Annotated in this window: 24 protein-coding genes; 16 read left to right on the top strand and 8 right to left on the bottom strand. The window is 62.0% G+C overall.

Going from position 1 to position 21,343, the window contains the following annotated elements; all coding sequences use genetic code 11:
• Window positions 1–134 precede the first annotated feature (134 nt).
• Together panC and K3174_RS07395 are read right to left on the bottom strand one after the other, a co-directional pair.
• Window positions 135–983, bottom strand: coding sequence for a pantoate--beta-alanine ligase (gene panC, locus K3174_RS07390; RefSeq protein WP_221557483.1), 849 nt, complete (start codon window positions 981–983; stop codon window positions 135–137).
• 76 nt (window positions 984–1,059) lie between these two features.
• Window positions 1,060–1,833: a CsgG/HfaB family protein gene (locus tag K3174_RS07395; RefSeq protein ID WP_221557492.1), complete on the bottom strand. Its 774-nt coding sequence runs from the start codon at window positions 1,831–1,833 to the stop codon at window positions 1,060–1,062.
• Window positions 1,834–2,062: 229 nt separating this feature from the next.
• Between K3174_RS07395 and K3174_RS07400 the strand changes: the two genes are divergently transcribed.
• The 5 genes from K3174_RS07400 to K3174_RS07420 all read left to right on the top strand — a co-directional run bounded on the left by K3174_RS07400 (window position 2,063) and on the right by K3174_RS07420 (window position 7,962).
• Window positions 2,063–2,872: a division plane positioning ATPase MipZ gene (locus tag K3174_RS07400; RefSeq protein WP_221557494.1), complete on the top strand. Its 810-nt coding sequence runs from the start codon at window positions 2,063–2,065 to the stop codon at window positions 2,870–2,872.
• On the top strand, window positions 2,869–3,171 hold the full coding sequence (locus tag K3174_RS07405) for a DnaJ domain-containing protein (RefSeq protein ID WP_221557496.1): 303 nt from the start codon (window positions 2,869–2,871) through the stop codon (window positions 3,169–3,171). The genes K3174_RS07400 and K3174_RS07405 overlap by 4 nt, the downstream gene beginning before the upstream one ends.
• Entirely contained in the window at window positions 3,168–4,571 is a 1,404-nt protein-coding gene (pgmG, locus tag K3174_RS07410; RefSeq protein WP_221557500.1) for a phosphoglucomutase/phosphomannomutase PgmG, read from the top strand. Before K3174_RS07405 ends, pgmG begins: the two co-directional genes overlap by 4 nt.
• Before the next feature lie 91 nt (window positions 4,572–4,662).
• Window positions 4,663–5,448 (top strand): hypothetical protein, encoded by a 786-nt coding sequence (locus tag K3174_RS07415; protein WP_221557501.1) that lies wholly within the window; start codon window positions 4,663–4,665, stop codon window positions 5,446–5,448.
• Between the two features lie 63 nt (window positions 5,449–5,511).
• Window positions 5,512–7,962, top strand: coding sequence for a ligase-associated DNA damage response DEXH box helicase (locus K3174_RS07420; RefSeq protein WP_221557503.1), 2,451 nt, complete (start codon window positions 5,512–5,514; stop codon window positions 7,960–7,962).
• 88 nt (window positions 7,963–8,050) lie between these two features.
• On the opposite strand, the gene K3174_RS07425 is transcribed toward K3174_RS07420, so the two are convergent.
• The 4 genes from K3174_RS07425 to K3174_RS07440 all read right to left on the bottom strand — a co-directional run bounded on the left by K3174_RS07425 (window position 8,051) and on the right by K3174_RS07440 (window position 10,616).
• The gene (locus K3174_RS07425) at window positions 8,051–8,482 is read right to left on the bottom strand and encodes an ExbD/TolR family protein (protein ID WP_221557505.1); all 432 of its coding nucleotides are present in this window, start codon (window positions 8,480–8,482) and stop codon (window positions 8,051–8,053) included.
• Window positions 8,483–8,520: 38 nt separating this feature from the next.
• Window positions 8,521–9,051, bottom strand: coding sequence for an ExbD/TolR family protein (locus K3174_RS07430; RefSeq protein ID WP_221557507.1), 531 nt, complete (start codon window positions 9,049–9,051; stop codon window positions 8,521–8,523).
• An 83-nt stretch (window positions 9,052–9,134) separates the two neighbouring features.
• The gene (locus K3174_RS07435) at window positions 9,135–9,911 is read right to left on the bottom strand and encodes a MotA/TolQ/ExbB proton channel family protein (RefSeq protein WP_221557509.1); all 777 of its coding nucleotides are present in this window, start codon (window positions 9,909–9,911) and stop codon (window positions 9,135–9,137) included.
• 51 nt (window positions 9,912–9,962) lie between these two features.
• Entirely contained in the window at window positions 9,963–10,616 is a 654-nt protein-coding gene (locus K3174_RS07440) for an energy transducer TonB (protein WP_221557511.1), read from the bottom strand.
• A 351-nt stretch (window positions 10,617–10,967) separates the two neighbouring features.
• Here K3174_RS07440 and K3174_RS07445 point away from each other — a divergent pair, with 351 nt between their 5' ends.
• Complete coding sequence (locus K3174_RS07445; RefSeq protein ID WP_247711969.1) at window positions 10,968–11,813, top strand: hypothetical protein; 846 nt, start codon at window positions 10,968–10,970, stop codon at window positions 11,811–11,813.
• 71 nt (window positions 11,814–11,884) lie between these two features.
• Complete coding sequence (locus tag K3174_RS07450; protein WP_221557513.1) at window positions 11,885–13,192, top strand: homoserine dehydrogenase; 1,308 nt, start codon at window positions 11,885–11,887, stop codon at window positions 13,190–13,192.
• On the opposite strand, the gene K3174_RS07455 is transcribed toward K3174_RS07450, so the two are convergent.
• Window positions 13,146–13,715: a hypothetical protein gene (locus K3174_RS07455; RefSeq protein WP_221557664.1), complete on the bottom strand. Its 570-nt coding sequence runs from the start codon at window positions 13,713–13,715 to the stop codon at window positions 13,146–13,148. The two genes, K3174_RS07450 and K3174_RS07455, sit on opposite strands and share 47 nt — an antisense overlap.
• Window positions 13,716–13,814: 99 nt before the next feature.
• Between K3174_RS07455 and glpX the strand changes: the two genes are divergently transcribed.
• Both glpX and K3174_RS07465 read left to right on the top strand, forming a co-directional pair.
• Window positions 13,815–14,789, top strand: coding sequence for a class II fructose-bisphosphatase (gene glpX / locus K3174_RS07460; protein ID WP_221557515.1), 975 nt, complete (start codon window positions 13,815–13,817; stop codon window positions 14,787–14,789).
• A 97-nt stretch (window positions 14,790–14,886) separates the two neighbouring features.
• Window positions 14,887–15,822 carry a ribose-phosphate pyrophosphokinase gene (locus K3174_RS07465; protein ID WP_221557517.1) on the top strand — a complete coding sequence of 312 codons (936 nt, stop codon included), beginning with the start codon at window positions 14,887–14,889 and terminating at the stop codon, window positions 15,820–15,822.
• Here the strand turns inward: K3174_RS07465 and K3174_RS07470 are convergent.
• On the bottom strand, window positions 15,803–16,762 hold the full coding sequence (locus tag K3174_RS07470) for a helix-turn-helix domain-containing protein (protein WP_221557519.1): 960 nt from the start codon (window positions 16,760–16,762) through the stop codon (window positions 15,803–15,805). The two genes, K3174_RS07465 and K3174_RS07470, sit on opposite strands and share 20 nt — an antisense overlap.
• A gap of 156 nt (window positions 16,763–16,918) precedes the next feature.
• Here K3174_RS07470 and hisN point away from each other — a divergent pair, with 156 nt between their 5' ends.
• The 7 genes from hisN to K3174_RS17100 all read left to right on the top strand — a co-directional run bounded on the left by hisN (window position 16,919) and on the right by K3174_RS17100 (window position 21,326).
• Window positions 16,919–17,692, top strand: a complete 774-nt coding sequence (hisN, locus tag K3174_RS07475) for a histidinol-phosphatase (protein WP_221557521.1) — start codon at window positions 16,919–16,921, stop codon at window positions 17,690–17,692.
• Window positions 17,689–18,429: an SDR family oxidoreductase gene (locus tag K3174_RS07480; RefSeq protein WP_221557523.1), complete on the top strand. Its 741-nt coding sequence runs from the start codon at window positions 17,689–17,691 to the stop codon at window positions 18,427–18,429. The genes hisN and K3174_RS07480 overlap by 4 nt, the downstream gene beginning before the upstream one ends.
• Before the next feature lie 118 nt (window positions 18,430–18,547).
• Window positions 18,548–18,751: a 50S ribosomal protein L35 gene (rpmI, locus tag K3174_RS07485; protein WP_067693021.1), complete on the top strand. Its 204-nt coding sequence runs from the start codon at window positions 18,548–18,550 to the stop codon at window positions 18,749–18,751.
• 23 nt (window positions 18,752–18,774) lie between these two features.
• Window positions 18,775–19,134, top strand: coding sequence for a 50S ribosomal protein L20 (gene rplT, locus K3174_RS07490; RefSeq protein ID WP_221557524.1), 360 nt, complete (start codon window positions 18,775–18,777; stop codon window positions 19,132–19,134).
• A 119-nt stretch (window positions 19,135–19,253) separates the two neighbouring features.
• Complete coding sequence (locus K3174_RS07495; RefSeq protein ID WP_247711970.1) at window positions 19,254–20,126, top strand: helix-turn-helix domain-containing protein; 873 nt, start codon at window positions 19,254–19,256, stop codon at window positions 20,124–20,126.
• A 76-nt stretch (window positions 20,127–20,202) separates the two neighbouring features.
• Complete coding sequence (locus K3174_RS16995) at window positions 20,203–20,325, top strand: hypothetical protein (protein ID WP_282099690.1); 123 nt, start codon at window positions 20,203–20,205, stop codon at window positions 20,323–20,325.
• Between the two features lie 92 nt (window positions 20,326–20,417).
• The gene (locus tag K3174_RS17100; RefSeq protein ID WP_221557526.1) at window positions 20,418–21,326 is read left to right on the top strand and encodes a helix-turn-helix domain-containing protein; all 909 of its coding nucleotides are present in this window, start codon (window positions 20,418–20,420) and stop codon (window positions 21,324–21,326) included.
• Window positions 21,327–21,343: the final 17 nt, after the last annotated feature.

Genomic DNA, 21,343 nt, shown 5'->3' on the forward strand with positions numbered 1-21,343 from the left:
ATCGTAGATGCCATGCACCCGGCCCGTGCGAACCCGAAGGGCAGGCGCTGCGTGGCACCGTTCTCAACGGATCTCCGCGATAGCGAGGATTGCGATTCGGTTACAGTCCTCCAAATGGTGGACCGTGAGCCATTTCAGATGATCGGCATATTATCGATCAGGCGCGTTCCGCCGATCCTGGCGGCCACGAACAGGCGATTTACTGCGGCTGCGTTGTTAGCGGGCGCGAGATCGGCACCGTTGCGTATCTCCGCATAGTCTACCGAATCGAAACCGGCATTTATCAGGCGGCTGCGCAGATCTCTGGTAGCCGAACTCGCGGCCTGACCTTCGGCAACTCGTCGGATCGCCTCGCGCATTTCGCGGGGGAGCGCAGCGGCTGCATTGCGATTCTCGGGCGAAAGATAGGCGTTGCGACTGCTCATCGCGAGGCCGTCGGGCTCGCGCACTATGGGTACGCCATGGATCGAATCGACGTGGGGTTCGGTCAGGTCGAGATCTTCCGCCATGCGACGGATTACGACCAGTTGCTGCCAATCCTTCTCGCCGAAGAACGCCATATCGGGTCTGACCTGATTGAAGAGCTTGCAAACGACCGTCGCCACCCCGTCAAAATGGCCAGGGCGATCGCTACCGCAAAGTCCTTCGCTGATCCCGGCGACGGAGACGTTGGTTGCATAGCCGGTTGGATAAACTTCGTCGGGGGAGGGCGCCCATAGTAGAGCAACACCCTCGTCTTCGAGCAGAGTCGCATCGCGCTGCAGTTGCCTGGGGTAGGCATCCAGATCCTCATTCGCGCCGAACTGCCGCGGGTTGACGAAGATCGACACGGCAACGTGGGCCGCGGCATTGCGCGCTTCGCGGACAAGCTTGAGATGTCCATCGTGCAAGGCACCCATGGTCGGAACCAGGGCGAGCTTCCCGGTGGTCTGCAACGCGCGGGTGGCAGGGCGGAGTTCAGCGAGATGGGTGATGGTTTGCAACGATCCAACTCCCGGAAACGGTTAGGGGCGGAGCGACCTGTGCCGCCCCGCCCCTTGTGTTGCAAGCTGGCGTTTCTCAGCGCGCCTCCGGGGCTGCAGCCGCGGCGTCCAGCGGAAGCCCGCCGAGCTGAGACACCATATCGGTGTAGGCATTCAGATATGCGAGCACGAGAATCTGGCCGATAGCCGTATTCTCGTAGCTACCGAAGCCCCCCGCAGCGCCTCCGCCTCCGCCGAACAGGCCGCCGCCGGCAGCCCAGCCGAGGTCCTTCTTCTGGAAGTAGCCCTCGACAAGCGCTTCTTCGACCGTCGTTCGGGCATTGACGAGCGAGAGGACCACGTTTGCCTCACCCTTCTTCACCCGGATACCGCCGGCAAGTGCACCGGCAGTACGACCGAACAGGCCGCCGACAACGCCGCCGAGGGCGCCGCCACCGCCGCCCGAATTGCTGTTCGCGCTAACGATGTCGGGTTGGAGAAAATAGTCGGCGGTCACAACCTGGCCCAGCCCGACATTCTGCCCGTCCTGCAGCTCGCCCTGCTCCTGCAAGGCGCGTTCCATTGCTCTGCTCTGCATCGCTCGTCCGCGGCTGACCATGGTAAAGCAACCCGAACGCTGGACGAAGACGCGGATGATCTGTTCGGGACTGCCCAGATTCAGTTCGCGCCACCATTTGTCGTCGGGTTCGACCACTGCGATCGTGCCGAGATTGCGGTTGCAGCGCGGAATTTCCATGGTTCCACGCTCCTGTGCCTTGCGGCCAGAAGATGTGCCTTGGGCGAAAACCGGTTCGGCAACCATGCCCGTCATCGAAAATACGGCCAATGCCGCGAAAAGCGCCTTCTTCATATTCTGGGTTCCCCCCTTTGGAAAAACAGTTCGCGGCCGCCGACTTATTGCCGATCCTCGCCGGTCGAATGCGACCCAGTTAGGAGGGAGAATACCAAATGATGGAGTATGTGCTAGTATGGAACCGTCATTGTGGGAAAAATCATACTGCTCCGTGAGACCGCGCGTTGCCGCCGGGCGACGGGTTGGATAGGGACCTTGCCGACATGATTTCTCCGGCCAGATCCTGATGGTTTCGCAGCCCCACCGCATTGTCTTCGCCAACGAAAAGGGCGGGACGGGCAAATCGACGACGGCGGTCCACATCGCCGTCGCGCTGGCTTTTCGCGGCGCCGATGTCGTCGCTTTCGATCTCGACCATCGCCAGCGCACCATGTTTCGCTATTTCGAGAACCGGGCGGAAACCATGAGTCGTCGTGGTATCGATTTGCCCACTGCGCGCTGCCATGTCGTCGAAGACATGGATGAAGACGGGATGGAAGGCTTGATCGAAGAAAAGGCTGCCGAGGCAGATTTCGTGGTCGTGGACACGCCGGGGCGTGACGATCCCCTCGCGCGCCACTCCGCGACGACGGCAGATACGCTCGTCACGCCAATGAACGATAGTTTCGTCGACTTCGACCTCATCGGTCAGGTCGAAGGCGAGAGTTTCAAGGTCAAGAAGTTGTCCTTCTACGCCGAGCTTATCTGGGAAGCGCGCCTGAAGCGCAGCCGGACATCGATCGAACAGCAGCGCGCGCAGATGGATTGGGTAGTCGTGCGAAACCGCACGGGCTATACGGAAGCGCGTAACATGGCTCGTATTGAACAGGCCTTGGCCGAGATGTCCAAGCGCGTCGGTTTCCGCGTGGCCAAGGGGTTGTCCGAACGCGTGATCTATCGCGAACTCTTCCCTTCGGGCCTGACGCTGCTCGATAAGGGACAACTGGGCGATCTTGGGACCAGCCATCTGGTCGCGCGGCAGGAACTACGTGGTCTTGTCGCCAGCTTCCGCCTGCCCCGCGACAATTTCGAGCAGATCGACGGGGCTGCGACGTGATTCGTCTGCTCGCGCTTCTCATACTGATCTCTGTCGCCTGCCGCTGGATCTTTGGGAAATGGCCCTGGGAATACCTGCAGTCGAAGCCGACGCGTCAACTGGCCTTGTCGGAAGCGCGCCAGTTGCTTGGGGTCGGACCAGAGGCGGGCAGACGTGAAATACGCGAGGCGCATCGTCGCATGACTGCCATGATTCATCCCGATAGGGGCGGGACGAACGCGGCAATGCAGGAACTCAACGCGGCCCGCGACTTACTGCTAGATGACCTACCGCACGAACCACCGGAGCGACCAGAATGAGCCATGCCTTTCACCCCACCGTCCTGCGCGAGTACGATATTCGCGGAATCATCGGCGAAACCCTCGGGCCGGACGATGCGCGTGCGATCGGCCGCGGTTTCGCTTCCATGCTGGCCGAAGCGGGCGGCAGCAAGGTAGCGGTCGGGTATGACGGTCGCGTCAGCTCGCCGCTGCTCGAGCACGCGCTGATAGAAGGGCTGACGGCTTCCGGCATGGACGTCGTCCGGATCGGTATGGGGCCCACGCCGATGCTGTACTATGCCGAGGCCTCGGCCGAGGATGTCGATGGCGGGATCCAGATCACCGGGAGCCACAACCCCGCAAATTACAACGGTTTCAAGATGGTATTCCAAGGGCGTCCGTTCTTTGGCGCGGATATCCAGGAACAGGGGCGCCGCGGTGCCGAGGGAGAATGGGCGGACGGTTCGGGCGAAGTCGAGAAGCGCGATGTCCTCGATGCCTACATCGATCGTATGCTCGAGGCGCTGGACGGGATCGACAATACCGCTCTCGCCGATCTCAAGGTTGGCTGGGATGCTGGCAATGGTGCCGCCGGTCCCGCACTGGAAAAGCTGGCTGCGCGGTTGCCGGGTGAGCATCACCTGCTGTTCACCGAAGTCGACGGCAATTTCCCCAATCATCACCCGGATCCCACGGTCGAGGAGAATCTCGAGGATCTGCGCAAGCTCGTCGCCGACAAGGGGCTCGATTTCGGCATAGCCTTCGACGGCGATGGCGACCGCATCGGTGCCATCGACGGCGAGGGCCGGGTGATCTGGGGCGACCAGTTGCTGATGGTCTATGCCGAGGATCTGCTGACCCGGGCGAAAGGCGCGACCATTATCGCAGACGTCAAGGCCAGCCGCGCGCTGTTCGATCATGTCGCTGCACACGGCGGTGAGCCGTTGATGTGGAAGACCGGCCATTCGCTGATCAAGTCCAAAATGAAGGAAACCGGCTCGCCGCTCGCCGGCGAAATGAGCGGTCATGTCTTCTTCGCCGACGAGTACTACGGCTACGATGATGCACTTTACGCCGGAGTCCGTTTGATCGCCGCCGCGGCGCGGCTGGGCCGCTCGGTGACCGAATTGCGCGGCGCAATGCCGCCAATGGTCAACACACCCGAGATGCGCTTCCAGGTCGATGAAAGCCGCAAGTTCGCTGCCATCGGCGAGATTGCCGAAAGGATCGCAGCCAGCGACGCGGTGGCCGATACCACCGATGGGGTCCGGGTGACGACCGATGACGGCTGGTGGCTCCTGCGTGCGTCGAACACGCAGGACGTGCTGGTCGCCCGTGCGGAAAGCGAAAGCCAGGAAGGTCTCGATCGGCTGGTCGCGCAGATTGACGAGCAGCTCGCGGCATCGGGGCTGGAACGTGGCCCGCAGGCAGGGCACTAACTTCGGCTCACCAATACTAAAGGGGGAAAAGTTGCGTAGATTTTTCAGAACATCGATTGCGGCAGTGGCGCTCGCGATGACGAACCCGGCCGTGGCGCAAGAAGCTGATGAGGCAGGCACAGACGTGGCTGCGCAGAAGAAGATCGACGATTTCGCGGCGATGATGACCGGTCTGTTCCAGACCGAGCCGCTCACTGCCGAACAGCAGGCGCGTTTGCCTGCTGCGCAGGAAGTTGTGGGCGCGATGATGCCCGATGGCTTCTACGGCAAGATGATGAGCGAGATGATCGACAAGATGTTGAGTCCGATGATGTCGATGTTGGCCGCACCGGAATTCATCCTGGGATCGCGACTGGATTTGGAACAGGAAACGATCGAAGCTCTGGCGGATGAAGAGCAGGTCGAGATCATGACCATGCTCGATCCGGCTTACGAAAAGCGTTTCGATGCTACCGTCGGTGTCCTGACAGGCAAGATGGGGGGCATGTTCTCGACCATGGAAGGTCCGATGCGCGAAGGTCTTTCCAAAGCCTATGCGGTGCGGTTCGATGACACGCAACTTGCCGATATCTCTGCCTTCTTCGCGACCCCGACGGGCGGCGTATATGCCAGGGAGTCGATGGCCATGTTCGCCGATCCGCAGGTGATGGAAGCAACCATGCAAGCGCTTCCGGCTGTGCTGAGTGGTCTCGGAGACATGGAATCCGCGATGAAAGAGGCGATGGAATCGCTGCCGACCGAGCGTGGCTACGGGGATCTTGATCCTGCCGAGCGGGCCCGGCTGGCCGCCTTGCTGGAGGTGGATGCGGAGAGCCTGCGCGAGATCGTCAAGCCGCCTAAACCGATGGATTGGTCTGTCGAAGATCAGGCAATGTAGCGACATCCTTCGACCTGTGCGTCGCGGAGGAACCGAAACGGTTCCTGCATCGCTTCTTTCGTGATGCACACCGCTATCCCGCCCGAGCTGGAAGACTGGTTCGCCGGGCGTGGCTGGCGCATCCGGCGACACCAGGCCGATATGCTGGCGGCGAGCGATGCCGGGCGGCATGCGCTGCTCGTGGCTGATACCGGTGCCGGTAAGACGCTGGCGGGATTCCTGCCGACGCTGGCAGATTTCACGCCTTCCCGATTGGGAAGCGGGGATGCGCCCGACGGGCTGCACACGCTCTATGTCTCGCCGCTCAAGGCGCTGGCGCATGATGTTCAGCGCAATCTGCTGACGCCGATCGATGAAATCGGGCTGCCACTTCGCATCGAAACGCGCAGCGGCGATACCCCGTCCGATCGCAAGAAGCGTCAGCGCACGCGTCCGCCGCATGTGTTGCTGACGACGCCGGAAAGCCTTTCGCTGCTGCTTTCCTACCCCGACAGTTTCGAACTCTTCCACGGGTTGAAGCGCGTTGTCATCGATGAAGTGCATGCCTTCGCCACCGGCAAGCGAGGCGATCTTCTGGCGCTCGCCTTGACCCGTTTGCAGGCGATCGCACCCGGGCTGCAACGCGCCGCGCTTTCGGCGACTTTGGCCAATCCCGAAGGTTTCCGCGAATGGCTCGCACCGTGGGGCGATATCGACGCGGTGGATGTCGTCGAGGGAGAGGCCGGTGCACCGGCCGAGGTCGAGATCCTCTTGCCCGAAGAAGAGCGCGTGCCTTGGGGCGGGCATGCAGCGACTTGGGCAATTCCGCAACTCTACGACCAAATCCGCGCCAACCGAACGACGCTGATATTCACGAATACGCGTTTTCTTGCGGAGTATATCTTTCAGCACCTGTGGGACGTGAACGAAGAGAACCTACCCATCGGCGTTCACCACGGCTCGCTGAGCAAAGAGGCGCGGCGCAAGGTCGAGAGTGCGATGGCGCGGGGCGAGTTGCGTGCGCTGGTTGCTACGGCCAGCCTGGATCTGGGCGTCGACTGGGGGGATATCGACCTAGTCGTACAGATGGGGGCGCCCAAAGGCTCCTCGCGTCTGCTCCAGAGGATCGGCCGCGCCAATCACAGGCTCGATTGCCCCAGCCGCGCGCTGTTGGTGCCGGGCAACCGCTTCGAGTTCCTGGAAGCCACCGCGGCGAAAGAGGCGGTCGATGAGGGCAAGCGCGACGGCGAGGAGTTTCGGCCCGGCGGCCTCGACGTGCTCGCTCAGCACGTGATGGCTTGTGCCTGCGCCTCGCCATTTCAGGAAGCGGAGCTATTGGCCGAAATTCGGGGTAGCCTGTCCTATGCCTGGGTGGACGAGAAGATATGGAAGCGGGTCCTCTCCTTCGTCGAGACGGGCGGCTATGCGCTGAGGGCCTATGACAAATTCAGGCGCATCGTGCGCGATCGCGAAGGGGTATGGCGCCTGACCCACCCGGAGCAGGCCCAGCGTCACCGCATGAATGCCGGAATTATAGTGGATTCCGAAATGCTCGACGTCCGCATAAATGCCGGGCGTGGTCGCGGCGGGCGATCGCTCGGCAAGGTGGAAGAACGGTTCGCGGCCTCGCTCAGCCCCGGAGATACCTTCTCGTTTGCCGGTATGAGCCTCGAAGTGGTCAAGATTCAGGACATGGAGGTCGTGGTGAAGGCCGCCAAGGCCAGCGCCATGATACCCAGCTATGGCGGCGCACGAATGCCGCTGACCACACACCTTGCCGACAGAGTACGAGAAATGCTGATCGACCGGGCGGCATGGGCGCGGTTTCCGGACGATGTGCGCGAATGGCTCGAGGTGCAGGACTGGCGCTCGAAGATGCCGGGGCCAGGCGAACTGTTAGTGGAAAGCTTCCCGCACGCGAAACAGCATTACAGCGTATACTATACCTTCGAAGGCTGGAATGCGAACCAAAGCCTGGGGATGCTGATCACGCGGCGCATGGAGGATCGTGGGCTGATGCCAGGCGGCTTCGTAGCCAACGACTATTCGCTCGCTGTTTGGGGATTGAAGCCCGTAAAGGAGCCGGCACCGCTTCTTTCACCCGATATCCTGCAGGACGAATTCATCGATTGGGTGCAAAATTCGCACCTCTTGCGCCGGGCCTTCCGCGAGGTCGCGGTGATTGGCGGGCTGGTCGAACGTCAGCATCCGGGTAAACGCAAGACCGGCAAGCAGGTCACGTTCTCGACCGACCTGATCTACGACGTTTTGCGCAAGTACGAGCCCGACCACGTCCTGATCGAGGCTGCTTGGGCGGACGCGCGCACCCGGTTGACCGATGTGGGCCGACTGGGAGACCTGCTCGACCGGTCTGCGGAGCAGCTCGTGCATGTCCAGCTCGATCGCGTGAGCCCGCTTGCGGTTCCGGTCATGGTGATGATTGGACGAGAGGCGACGCCGCAAGGGGCGGTAGACGATGAACTGCTGCTTGAGGCGGAGAGTCTCGCGGGCGCGGCTATGCGGGTCGATGGCTAGGCAACTTCGCGAAAGCCAGGACGCAAAAAAGGGGCGGATCGCTCCGCCCCTTTAAACACTACTGCTTATCGGTCCGTTCGATCTGGCCCTATTTGCCAAAAGTCCGATAGCGTTCATTGCCGACAAAGCCGAACTTGGTGACACCGCTGACCTTGATGAGCTGCAGCACCTTTGCCGAAAGATCGTAGCTTGCCTGTGCTTCGGGCTCGAACTGAAGTTCGGGCTCAACCGCCATCTGCGTCGACTGATCGAGCAGCGTACGCAACTGGCCCTGATCGATCGAATTGCCGTTCCAAAGAATCTCATCGGTGGCCGTGAGCACCAGCTTGTTCTTCTCCGGCTCGACCGTGATCGGAGTATCGACCGGGCTCGGAGCCGGAAGATCGATGTCGACCGAGTGGGTCGCAACCGGGATGGTGATGATGAACATGATGAGGAGAACGAGCAGGACGTCGATCAGCGGCGTCATGTTCATTTCCATCATCGGCGCGCCATCATCCTTGCCGCCTGACATTGCCATAGTGGGTTACTCCCTAATCTGCTTGCCGAACCGCTCGATCAACCGTTGGGGTCGACCGGGTTCGAGATGAAGCCGACGGTGGGGTAGCCCGCCGCCTGGACGTTGTAGATCGCGCCTGCAACGCACGACCAGGGTGCATTCACGTCACCACGAATATGCACCTGCGGGATCTTTTCCGGGTCGTTCATGATCGCCTCGGGGCCGCCGGCACGCTGCACGATGGCATCGAGGCGCTCGAATGCGCGGTCATAGAGCTCCTCGGAGGTAACCGCCGTCGTGTTGTTGAAATAGACACGGCACTCGCCGCCACGCGACGCACCTTCGAAGCCTGGTTCGCCTGCACTGGCACCGTTCATGTCCGAAGTGCTGACAGTCAGGAGGAGGTTTTCGACCTTGTCTTTGGATTCGACCGATTCGAAAACCGGGATTTCCAGCCTCTCGATAGTCTGGATCGCGACCGGAACCGCGATGAGGAAGATAATCAGAAGCACCAGCATCACGTCCACGAGCGGCGTGGTGTTGATGTCCGACATCGGAGTGCCTGCTCCACCTCCTGTCGAAATCGCCATGTTTCAGTTCCTAACGTTCGAAATTCTTGGGTTCGATGCTGTGGTTGCGAGGGCGACGCCGAGCCGCCCCCGCTTCCGATCGATTACTTCTTGACCGCGGTGGCGGGCGCGGTGCCGGCAGCCTTGGCTGCCTGCTGCGTCGACGTAGTGGTCAACGCCGCAGGCTTAACCGTGCCGTTGGAGTTGATGTAGGCAAGCAGGTCGGTCGAGAATGCGCTGAGCATTTCGGCGATACGCTTGTTGCGGCCCTGCAACCAGTTGTAAGCGAACACGGCCGGAACCGCGACCAACAGACCGATGGCGGTCATGATCAGCGCTTCGCCGACGGGGCCAGCAACCTTGTCAATCGAAGCCGAACCGGCGATGCCGATGTTGATCAGGGCGCGGTAGATACCGATAACCGTTCCAAGCAGACCGACGAACGGTGCGGTTGCACCAACCGTGGCGAGGAACGGCAGGCCGCCTGCAAGCTTCGAATTGATGGTATCTTCCGAACGCGCCAGCGAACCGTGCATCCAGTCGTGCGCTTCCAGCTTGTCGGTCATTTTGGCGTGCTGATCTTCGGCAACCAGCGCGTCGTCGACGAGCTGACGCCAAGCGCTGTTCTTCTCGAGCTTGGTGGCCCCTTCCTTGAGGTTATTGGCTTTCCAGAAATTGGTGCGCACGGCCTTGTACTGGCTCATCACCTTGCGCTGCTCGAACAGCTTGGTGAAGAGGATGTAGAACGAGCCGACCGACATAATCACCATGACGCCGAGGATGAACCAGGCGACGAAGCCGCCCTGTTCCATGGCTTCCATGAAACCGAAAGAGCTCTGCGGTGCTGCTTCACCTGCAGCTGCAAGAAGTTCGAAGGTCATAACGAGTGGTCCTTTTGTGTCATTTGGTTCCGCGTCAGCTGCGGACGAAACTTAGTTGAGCTGATAAACGATCCTGGTGTTGTAGGTATCTGCGATCGGATTGCCCGCCGCGTCCTGCGCGGGGTTGAAACGGCCATACCGTTCCACGCCTTCGCAAGCGGCTTGATCGAGATCGCTCGAACCACTCGAAGAAGTCACCGTGCAACCCGTTGCACGCCCTTCGGCAGTTACCGTAACACGGACTCCGACCGTGCCTTCGATACCTTCACGCTCGGCCCTTCTGGGGTAGTTGCGCTGAATTTGCGCGCCCCAATTACCTCTTACGCTGGCGCCCTGAGCCTTCGAGGGAGGCGGTGGTGGTGCGGGCGGTGCCGGCGGCGGAATAACCAACCGCGGAGGTGCCGGTGGCGGGATAGTGGTTTGTGTCCGGATCGGAGGAGGAGCCGGCGCGATACTGATCGGCGGCGGCGGCGCGACCGGCGGCGGCGGTGTATCGGGAATGTTTTCCGGCGGCGGTGGTGGCGGTTCTTCCTCGGGCGGCGGGGGTTCCTCGATATCGATCGTCGTCACGCGCTCGACCACCTGCTGGACTGCATTATATGCGAGACCGGTGATGAGAGCGTAGCCGAGAGCGATATGGATGAGGGCAACAATGATGATCGCGACGACGCGATTGCCGCTCATCTGTTGGTCAGCATAAGCCATTCGGTTGCATCACTCCATCGGGCGCCCCGGAAAATCCGGGGCAGATTGACACATACATTTCCCGCCAAGCCGACGCGAAACAGGTGTCGTTAACACATTCGCACCACTTGGGCTCCTGAAAGCCAAGCGGTGAAAGCAGGCCAAAGTTCCCAATAAGAACTCTAGCACCTCTCCCCAAGCAATAATGTATCATGTACTCAGGTATGGTCCGACCCTTAGCCAAGCTGTCCCCCCTCCGCAAACGCTTTATCGGTTAACGGCGGATTCAGCGGTCTGTCGGAAGGAACCGTGATAAACTCCGCGAGTTTTGCGAATCGCGCCTTGGATCCGACAGGAGGAATGATTTTGCCCATGCCGACGTTTTGCGTGCCCACCCGCCTGTTGCTCGCCAGTGCAGCGCTGACCATGGTGCCGTCGGCGACGGGCGCTCAGGAGCCTGCCTCGACCACTCCCGGCCTAACCTACGCCGATATGGTCGATCTCGCCGAAGGCACACCGCTCGTTCTCAGGGCCCAGATTCGCGAACAGGCGACTGTAGAGCAAGAACGCTCGCCTGGTCTCGCTCCCGGTTTCGTCCGTCTTTATGTCGAAGCGCGCACTACCGCTCTTATTGCAGGCAATGCACCCGTGGGTGAATCGCTGCGCTACCTTGTCGACGTTCCGCTGACGACCAAGGGGAAGGCGCCCAAGCTCAAGAAGCAGGACGTCATCCTGTTTGCACGGCCGGTGCGTGGGCGCGCCGACCAGGTCCAGCTCGTAGATCCGCAGGCGCAGTTTCCTTATAGCGCAGCGTTCGAGGAGCGACTGCGTCCAGTCCTCTCGTCAGTCCTGTCGCAGGACGCTCCGCCGCGTGTGACCGGTATTCGCGATGCACTGGCGGTCGAAGGGACGCTGGTCGGCGAATCGGAAACTCAGCTATTCCTCGATACGGAGAATGACGGCCCGGTATCGGTCACCATCGTACGTCGCCCTGGTCAGGAACCGCGCTGGGGCGTCTCGTGGACCGAGATCGTGGATCAGTCGGCCCGGGCACCGCAGCGCAATACTCTCGAATGGTATCGTCTTGCCTGCTCACTTCCCGCAAACTTGCCGGCGGACGCCAATCTCTCGCGCGACGCAAGAGCGCGCGAACTCGCGACCGCTGACTATGCTCTGATCCGCGAAGCGCTCGGACCATGCGAGCGTACGCGTAGTTGAAAAGGCCACGCTTGACCCTTTCCAAGACAAACTGGTTCCAACGCACCCTTGGCCTGCGCTAGGCGGCCAACATGTCTGAACCTCTTCGCATAGCTCTGGCCGGGCTCGGCACCGTCGGCACTGGCGTGATCGAGCTGCTCGAAACCAACCGGTCGATGATCGAACGCCGCGCCGGACGCGCGCTGGAAATCGTCGCCGTCAATGCACGCGACCGCACGCGCGACCGCGGCATCGACCTCACGCCCTATGCCTGGGTCGACGACATGCAGGCGATGGCCGGGCGGGTCGACGTCGACGTGGTTGTCGAACTGGTCGGCGGATCCGATGGTCCCGCGCTGACACTGGCGCGAGCGGCGCTTGATGAAGGCAAGGCATTCGTGACCGCAAACAAGGCCATGATCGCCCATCACGGCCTGTCGTTGGCGGAGCAGGCGGCACTAAGGGGCGTGCCACTCAAGTTCGAAGCGGCCGTTGCCGGCGGCATCCCCGTGGTAAAGGGATTGCGCGAAGGCGCGGCAGCCAACCGGATCGAGCGCATTTACGGCATCCTCAACGGCACCTGCAATTACATCCTCTCCGAAATGGAGCGTACGGGTGCCGATTTTGGCGACATGCTGCGCGCGGCTCAGGAGAAAGGCTATGCGGAGGCTGATCCGACATTCGATGTCGAAGGTGTCGATGCCGCGCACAAACTGGCCATTCTGGCGGCAATAGGCTTCGGCGCGCGGGTGAATTTCGATGGGGTCGAGGCGACGGGTATCGGCGAGGTCCGAGCCGCCGACATCACTCAGGCCGGCACTCTCGGCTATGTCATACGCCTGGTCGGCATAGCCTCGCTCGATCAGAGCGGCGCGGAGGCTGCATTGCTCCAGCGGGTTCGCCCATGTCTGGTGGCGCGGGGGCATCCGCTCGCCGCGGTCACCGGACCGACCAATGCGGTGGTGGCGGAAGGCAATTTCTCGGGCCGCCTGCTCTTCCAGGGCGCGGGCGCGGGCGCCGGGCCGACCGCGAGCGCCGTGGTGGCCGATCTCATAGATATCGCGCGCGGCGATAGCGGGGCGCCCTTCTCGGTTCCGGTCGAGGAACTCGAAAAGTTCGCTCCGGCCGATCCAGGAAACCGCGTGGGGCGCGATTACATCCGTTTCACCGTCACCGATCGCCCCGGCGTGCTTGCGGAGATCACGGCTGCCATGCGCGATGCGGAGGTGTCTATCGAGAGCCTGATCCAGCGTGGACGCGACCACGAAGGTGGCGAAGTTCTGGTCGCGATGGTCACGCATGAAGGGCCGGAACGCTGCGTGAGCAAGGCTCTTGCTCTGCTCGACGGGTCGCCTAGCCTGACGGCTCCTCCGTTGGTGATGCCGATTCTGAAGGATTGATGGCATCCGACGGTGGTGGAAGGCCAAGTTCTCTTTGGACCAGTGGAACGCCAGGCTGCGCCGGAGTGTCTTCGCCCGTTGGATTCAGGCCCCGGGCAATGCGGTCGGCATCCGAACCTGCCGGGGCTTCGGGCAGGGCCCCGACGTCGATGATCAACGCCGGCGGCGGTGGGCAGGGCGGGATAAAGCAGCCGCGAGCCACTACCACACCGTGATCGGGAATCCCGAACACGTCTGGCGCCTTCGGAGCGCCCCTGTTCATCGTTCGAGTGGCGTATTCGCGTTCTGCACGTTCAGGGTCATAGCCGAAGCCGCCGCCGCCCACCCGTCTGCGGCAAACGATGATCTCGCCGGAAATCGAGGCTGCCTCCTGTTCGGCGCTGCAATCCTCCAGCTCACCTTCATAGGTTTCGGGTGGAACAAGAATGTCGATCGTTTCGGGCGGTTCATCCTGCGCGGCGAGCGGAACAGGCGCCAGCAGGCTCAACACAACCAGCGACGCTGGACGCCAGTGTCTCGACAATGCAAAGCTCCCTGTATATTCGCGCCGCGCATACGAATTTCCGCCAGCGGCCCGATCACCGATCAATTCCCCTGACAGCTACCGAGGACTGAACTCATTATGAACTCGCTTGCCGACAACCCACTCGACCGTGTTCTCGTGCTCGAAATGGTCCGGGTGACCGAAGCGGCCGCGGTCGCCGCTTCAAAGCTGATCGGGCGCGGCGACGAGAAGGCTGCCGATGCCGCTGCGGTCGAAGCGATGCGTCAGGCATTCGACACGCTATACATGGACGGTACCGTCGTGATCGGAGAGGGAGAGCGCGATGAAGCGCCGATGCTGTTTATCGGCGAGAAAGTAGGCGGTGCACCGGGCAAGGGCCCGAAGATCGATATCGCGCTCGATCCATTGGAAGGAACGACGATTACCGCGAAGGCCGGCCCGAATGCGCTGGCCGTGCTTGCGGCTGCCGAGGAAGGCTGCCTGCTCAATGCGCCGGATGTCTACATGGACAAACTAGCCGTAGGCCCAGGCTATCCCCAGGGCATTATCGACTTGGCCAAGACACCGACAGAAAACGTCAAGGCGGTGGCCGAGGCCAAGGGGGTGGAGCCTGCGGACATCATCGTCTGCGTACTCGACCGTCCGCGCCACGCCGAGCTCATCGCCGAGTTGCGCAATCTGGGTTGTGGTGTGGTTCTGATCGGGGATGGCGACGTCGCAGGTGTGATTGCGGTGACCGACGAAGATACCACGATCGACATGTATATGGGGCAAGGCGGTGCACCGGAAGGCGTTCTCGCCGCAGCAGCGCTGCGCTGTGTCGGCGGGCAGTTCAACGGGCGCCTCGTATTCCGCAACGACGACGAGAAGGCCCGTGCCGCCAAATGGGGCATCGAAGATCTGGATCGCATCTATACCCGCGACGATCTCGTGAAAGGGGACTGCATCTTTGCCGCGACCGGCGTCACCTCGGGCTCGCTTCTCGAGGGCGTGAAATATTTGCGCGATGGTCGGATGACGACCGAAAGCGTGGTCATGCGCGCCAGCAGCGGAACGGTTCGCTGGATCAAGGGCGAGCATCGCGAGAAATAACCTGCCCGGGGACGGGGAAATGCCCATCTCACATGTTGCATATCCATGACGCTCGGCTAGGCGTGGCGCACCGCCAGCTTCCCCGGGGATTCGTCGCATGAAAATCATGGCCGCAAATTCGAACCTGCCGCTCGCCCGCGCGATCGCAGGCTATCTCGAAATGCCGCTGGTCGACGCGCAGGTACGCCGCTTCGCCGATGAAGAAATCTTCGTCGAGATCCACGAGAACGTCCGTGGCGAGGACGTCTTCGTCGTCCAGTCGACCAGCTATCCGGCGAACGATAATCTCATGGAATTGCTGATTTGCATCGATGCGCTGAAACGCGCGTCTGCGCGGCGGATCACGGCGGTCGTGCCCTATTTCGGCTATGCTCGCCAGGACCGGAAGCCCGGTCCGCGTACGCCGATCTCGGCCAAGCTGGTCGCCAATCTGATCACCGAGGCGGGCGCCGACCGCGTCCTCGCCGTCGATCTGCATGCCGGACAGATTCAGGGATTTTTCGATATCCCGACCGACAACCTTTTCGCCGCCCCGGTCATGGCGGCCGACATCCAGGCGCGCTACGGCGATCAGGACCTGATGGTCGTATCGCCCGACGTAGGTGGCGTGGTGCGCGCCCGCGCGCTGGCCAAGCGGCTGGATAATGCCCCGCTGGCCATCGTCGACAAGCGCCGCGACCGTCCCGGCGAGAGCGAGGTGATGAACATCATCGGCGACGTGTCGGGCCGCCACTGCATCCTGATCGACGATATCGTCGATTCCGGCGGCACGCTGTGCAATGCGGCGCAGGCGTTGCTGGACCAGGGTGCCGCTTCGGTCGCGGCTTACATCACCCATGGCGTCCTCTCCGGCGGCGCAGTGGCCCGGGTCGACGGTTCCGCGCTCAAGGAACTCGTGATCACGGATTCGATCCGTCCGACAGACGACGCCCGGGATTCGCAGCACATCCGCATCCTGACCATCGCCCCTCTGATCGGCGAGGCGGTTCGGCGGATTGCCGACGAGAGTTCGGTCAGCTCTCTTTTCGACTGAGCGAATGCGGCTCGGCATGGGGGTCGCGCCACGGGCGGGGATCGTCGCTGGCGAGACGTGCGAGGACTTCGAGGCGCCGCGACTGCCGGATTTCCATGGTAATCAGCAGCAGGGGGTGATGTCCCTTTTGCAAGCGTCCGGGCGTTGTATCGAGCAATTTCCGCAGTTCGCGCGTGACATGCGACTGGTCGAAATAGCGTAGCCGGATTTCGGCTTCTTCCTCGTCCGCAATCACATTCAGCAATACCGCGGCCATATCCAGTGCCCGCGCACGGCGCATCGCGAATCGGGGAGTCACGCCCCAGTTCTTCCGGATCACTCGCTCGAGCGTTCGCCGGGCAATACCCCTCGATTTGGCGAAGTCGACTAGCGGGGCTCCGGGGTCCGTCAGACACAGTTGTTCGAATTCGGCAAGCAGTGGATCGGGCGGCGCCCGTGTGTCCCCACTGCTGATATCGAGCAGTTCCCGCTCCGCAGCGTCGAGCCAGGCTCGCGCATCATTGTCCGGCGCAAATCCTTCCGGCGGAAAGGGCGAGCGCGTGAACGGATCGAACGGCAGAATGCGATCCAGTGTCTCTTGGATCGGCGGCAGGTCGAGGCCGATCGTGCCGCCAGGAGCGAAATTGATCGAGACGACCTTGAAGGATCCGTGTGCGGTGAGCCGCATGAGCCGCGTGCAGGGACCGAAATACAACGCGATACCCCTGTCGCCCGGTTCGAAGACTTGCGATCCGTCGGCGGTTTCGGCCGTCCAGCGCGACCCGTATATCATCCTCAGAATAGGCTGCTCGCCGAACGTGCCGCATTCGATCGTCTGACCTTCTGGCAGAACCACGGAGGTTACGCCGATGCGCGCCACCCACGGCTGCAACGCAGCACAGGGTGCACGGTTATAGGCGAGCGGCAGCCCTTCCGGAGTGGACCCGGTGGCAGATTTCATGACAGGCGACGATTTGTCGCCCCGGCCTTTGTTAGGCCGACGTCGTTCAGACTTCGACAAAGTGATTGTTTTTCCTCCGAAGCGACCCGAAGGGCAATCACGTCATCTTTCTAACCGCACCTTGACGGTGCCGCACATGAAGTCAAATGCACTCTGATGCAAAGTAGTTCCGATATAGCGCTCGCCAATCGTCTCGCCCAAGCTGCAGGGGAGGCCATCCGCCCGCTGTTCCGGGGCGAATGGTCGCAAGAGCAGAAAGCCGATCGCAGCTTCGTGACCGAGGCCGATCGTGCCGCCGAAGCAGCCATGCGCGCGATCCTCGAAAGCGAACGCGCCGATGACGGGATCATCGGCGAGGAATACGGCACCCGCAACGAAGGGTCGGCAAGGCAATGGGTGCTCGATCCGATCGACGGTACGACAAGCTTCATCGCCGGGCGGCCGATCTTCGGTACGCTGATCGCGCTGGTCCAGGATGGGTGGCCGGTGCTGGGCGTGATCGACCAACCCATAACGCAAGAGCGCTGGGTCGGGCAGATCGGCAATGGCACGACCTTCAACGGCAAGCCAGCGCATGTCGCGGCGTGCAAGGACCTGTCGGACGCGGTGCTCGGCACAACCACTCCGCACCAGTTTTCGGGCGACGATGTCGATGCCTTCATGGGCGTGGCCAAGGCGGTGGCCGAACGCAAGATCATCTACGGCGGCGATTGCTACAATTACGGACTGGTCGCGAGCGGACATGTCGATGTGGTGATCGAGGCCGGTCTCAAGCTGCATGACTATGCCGCGCTGGTCCCGGTGGTCGAAGGCGCGGGCGGCGTGATGAGCGACTGGCTGGGCAACCCGCTAGACGCCGGCAGCGACGGTCGGGTGATCGCGCTGGGCGATGCGGCCCGGCTCGAGGATGTGCTCGAGGCTATGGGGTGAGCTCCCCGCTCTCCGGCAGGACCGCCCTCGTTACGGGGGCGGCGCGTGGATTGGGTTTCGAAATCGCGCAGCGGCTCGTTGCCGATGGTGCGACGGTGTGGCTCAACGGGCGCGACCGCGCGGCGCTCGAGAACGCGGCCGGGCGAATCGGCGGCGGTGTGCGGGTGCTGGCCTTCGATATCGGCGACGATCGAGCGAGCGAAGCGGCTTTCGAACGGCTGGCGCAAGACGGCCTCGACATTCTGGTCAACAATGTGGGCCAGCGCGACCGGCGTCCGCTCGACCAGCTGACGCGCGAGGACATGGTTGCGATGCTCGCCATCAATCTCGTCGCGCCTTTCGACCTTGCCCGCCGCGCAGTGCCGTTGATGCAGGCGCGGGGTTTCGGGCGGATCGTCAATATCACCTCGATCGCCGCCGATATTGCGCGCGGCGATGCACTCTACACCGCCAGCAAAGGCGGTCTGGCAGCATTGACCCGCGCATTGGCAGCGGAACTCGGCCCGACCGGCATTACCGTCAACGCGGTCTCGCCGGGCTATTTCGCGACTGAAGCGAACGGGGAAATGGCCGCAGATCCGGGTATCGCGCAGCACCTCGCCCGGAGGACGTCGCTCGGCCGCTGGGGCGAGCCGGGCGAGATCGCCGGTGCGGTTGCCTTCCTCGCCTCGCCCGAGGCGAGCTACATAACCGGCCATACACTGGCCGTCGATGGCGGCTATCTCACCCACTTCTGACTTGCTTTTGTGAAGAGAACCGCTAAGTGCGCGCCCTTCACCGACACGTGATTCACCGCCGGTCTGGCCGAAAGGGCTGCCAGGGCTGGCGCGACGTGTCTCTGTCAAGGAGATGAAAATGCCCAAGCTGAAGACCAAGAGCGGTGTGAAGAAGCGCTTCAAGATCACCGCAACCGGCAAGGTCAAGCACGGTGTGGCCGGCAAGCGTCACCGTCTGATCAGCCACAATGCGAAGTATATTCGCCAGAACCGCGGCACCACCGTCCTGTCGGAAGCCGACAGCAAAACGGTGAAAAAGTGGGCCCCCTACGGCCTCGACTGAGCGCGAACTAAGGAGAATACGAAATGCCTCGCATCAAACGCGGCGTCACCACGCGCCAGAAGCACAAGCGGATTCTTGATCAGGCGAAGGGCTATCGCGGCCGTCGCAAGAATACCATCCGCATCGCCCGCCAGGCCGTCGAGAAGGCCGGCCAATACGCTTACCGCGATCGCAAGATCAAGAAGCGCAGTTTCCGCGCGCTCTGGATCCAGCGTATCAACGCTGCGGTTCGCGCCGAAGGTCTGACCTATTCGCAGTTCATGCACGGGACGAAGCTCGCCGGCATCGAGCTCGATCGCAAGGTCATGGCCGACCTCGCCATGAACGAAGCCGGTGCATTCAAGGCGATCATCGAGCAGGCGAAGAAGGCTCTGCCCGCCTAAGCCACTGCTTAACCGAATCTTTCTGAAGGGCGCTCCGCGAGGGGCGCCCTTCTGCATTGGGGCTGCTTGTCGCGAGGTTACAACCGTCTATACTGCGGCTCTGCAGTCGGAGGAGGCGATTGACAGCTCACGACGCCATCAATGTGCGTTTTTTTGCGCCGCCAGCCGATCTGGCTGCCTGCTTCACCAGTTTCTATCGGCTTGAGGTCGACCTGCCGGAAGGCGAAGTTCTCGAAGACTGGTTGCAGCCGGAATGGGCAAATCTCCGCTTTTTCGCCGGCAATCCGCCGATGGCCGATTTTACCGATGGCCGACCATCCAGCGAAGTCAGATTTCAGGCGACGGGCCCCAGTTCCGGCCCCGCTCATTTCAGGATCGGCCGCACCCGGATGTGGGGCATCGGGCTGTTTCCGCTCGGGTGGGCGCGCTACGTCGGATTGAACGCCAGCGAGCATGTCAACATCGTCGTCGATGGCGAGCGGAGCCCCGTTTTCGCGCAGTTCGCGCCGTTGTGTGGGAAACTGTGCACGCGCGAACATTCGGATAAAAGGCAGTTCGCCTGGCTTGCCGAGTTTTTTCGCGCGCTTGCCCCTCCGCCGCGCGATGGCGCTCGTATCCAGAAGATCCACGAGATCATGGTCGATCCCCACCTTATGCTGGTCGGGGAGTTCGCTTATCGATGCGGCTTGTCGAAGCGCACGCTCGAGCGTGTTTGTCTGCGCCACTTCGGGTTCCCGCCGCGTTTGTTGCTGCGACGGCAGAGGCTGATGCGCAGCCTTGCCGCCTTCATGCTCGAACCGCGGGCGAACTGGTCCGAAGTGATCGATCGGCATTACCACGATCAATCGCATTTCGTTCACGAGTTCCACGCCTTCATGCGCTGTTCTCCCAGCGAGTATGCGGCCAAGCCGCATCCCGTGCTCAGCGCCTTCATGGCCGAACGCAAGCGGGTGTGGGGTTCGCCGGTGCAGGCACTCGATAAACCCAAATAGGTTTGGGATTCGGATGGAAGTTGCTACCCGACAGCCACAGATGGGATTGTGATAAGCGAAGCGGGGCATGCGGTTCATGGTCACGTCGCCGAGCGCCTATGCAAAACTTCCGCATTCCGTCCTCGCCGCGGCGGCACATGCCCGCATGGCGATAGCGGGCGAGGCAATGCAGGTGCTTCACCGGCCCGAGGCCCGTTAGTCTGTCTTCGCCCGGGCCAACAACCGGGCTGGACAGGAAAAATGTTGCAATTCAAAGCCGTTAACCATTAGATCGCGCTTTGGGGGAGCGCGGTGACGACATCGCTGGTAGAGTTTAGCGATTACGAGGCGAATGGTTTGCGATTGCAGCTGGCCGGACCGCCCGACGATCTGGCGCCGTATCTGTCCGCCTATTACCGGACGGAGGTGGAAGAGGGTGTCGAGATCGAGGATTGGCTGCCTCCGGAAGAAGCGAATCTCAGGACGGGGTCTGCGACAGTCTACAAGGCGGCGATCGGGGGCGACGCCGTAATCGACGTCCCGCCCGGAGTGATTTCCGGGCCGACGGACCGGGTGACCTATTTGCGCATAGGCGGCGGCAAGTTCTGGGGTATCGGGTTGACGCCCGCCGGCTGGGCCCGCTTTATCCGCTTGCCGGCCAGCGACATGGCGAACCGCATCACCGACATCGCCGGCTCCGCGGCACACGGGTCGCTGCAGGCGATGCTCGATGCTTTGCGCGAAGATGGCGATGATGTTCAGGCATCGGCGCGGCTTATTAACGAGACGTTTCGTGCGCTCCCAGGCAACGGTCTCGACTCCGAAAGCGCGATCCGCGCCGTCCATCTCGGTTTTCTGTCGGAAGACGCGTCTTCGGTGGCATCGATCGCCGAAATGGCGGGCATGAAACCGCGCACTTTCGAGCGTTTCTGCAAGCGACATTTCGGCTTCGCACCCAGTGCGTTGCTCAGGCGACAGAGATTTTTGCGCAGTCTCGGCAAGTATATGCTCGATCCATCGATGCGCTGGATCGGTTCGCTCGACACGCACTACTGGGATCAGGCGCATTTCATCCGCGAGTTTCGCGCGACGATGAATATGAAGCCAAGCGAATTTGCGGCACTGCCCCATCCAATCTCCGGAGCTGCGGTCCGACTGACGAGCATGCGCGCGGGCGTCACGATGCAGGCCCTCTATCACCCCGACCGTTCGCGCAACTAGGAAACTGGGCTTTAGCA

Origin of the sequence: Qipengyuania qiaonensis (assembly GCF_019711515.1) — a bacterium.
Taxonomy (GTDB): Bacteria; Pseudomonadota; Alphaproteobacteria; order Sphingomonadales; family Sphingomonadaceae; genus Qipengyuania; species Qipengyuania qiaonensis.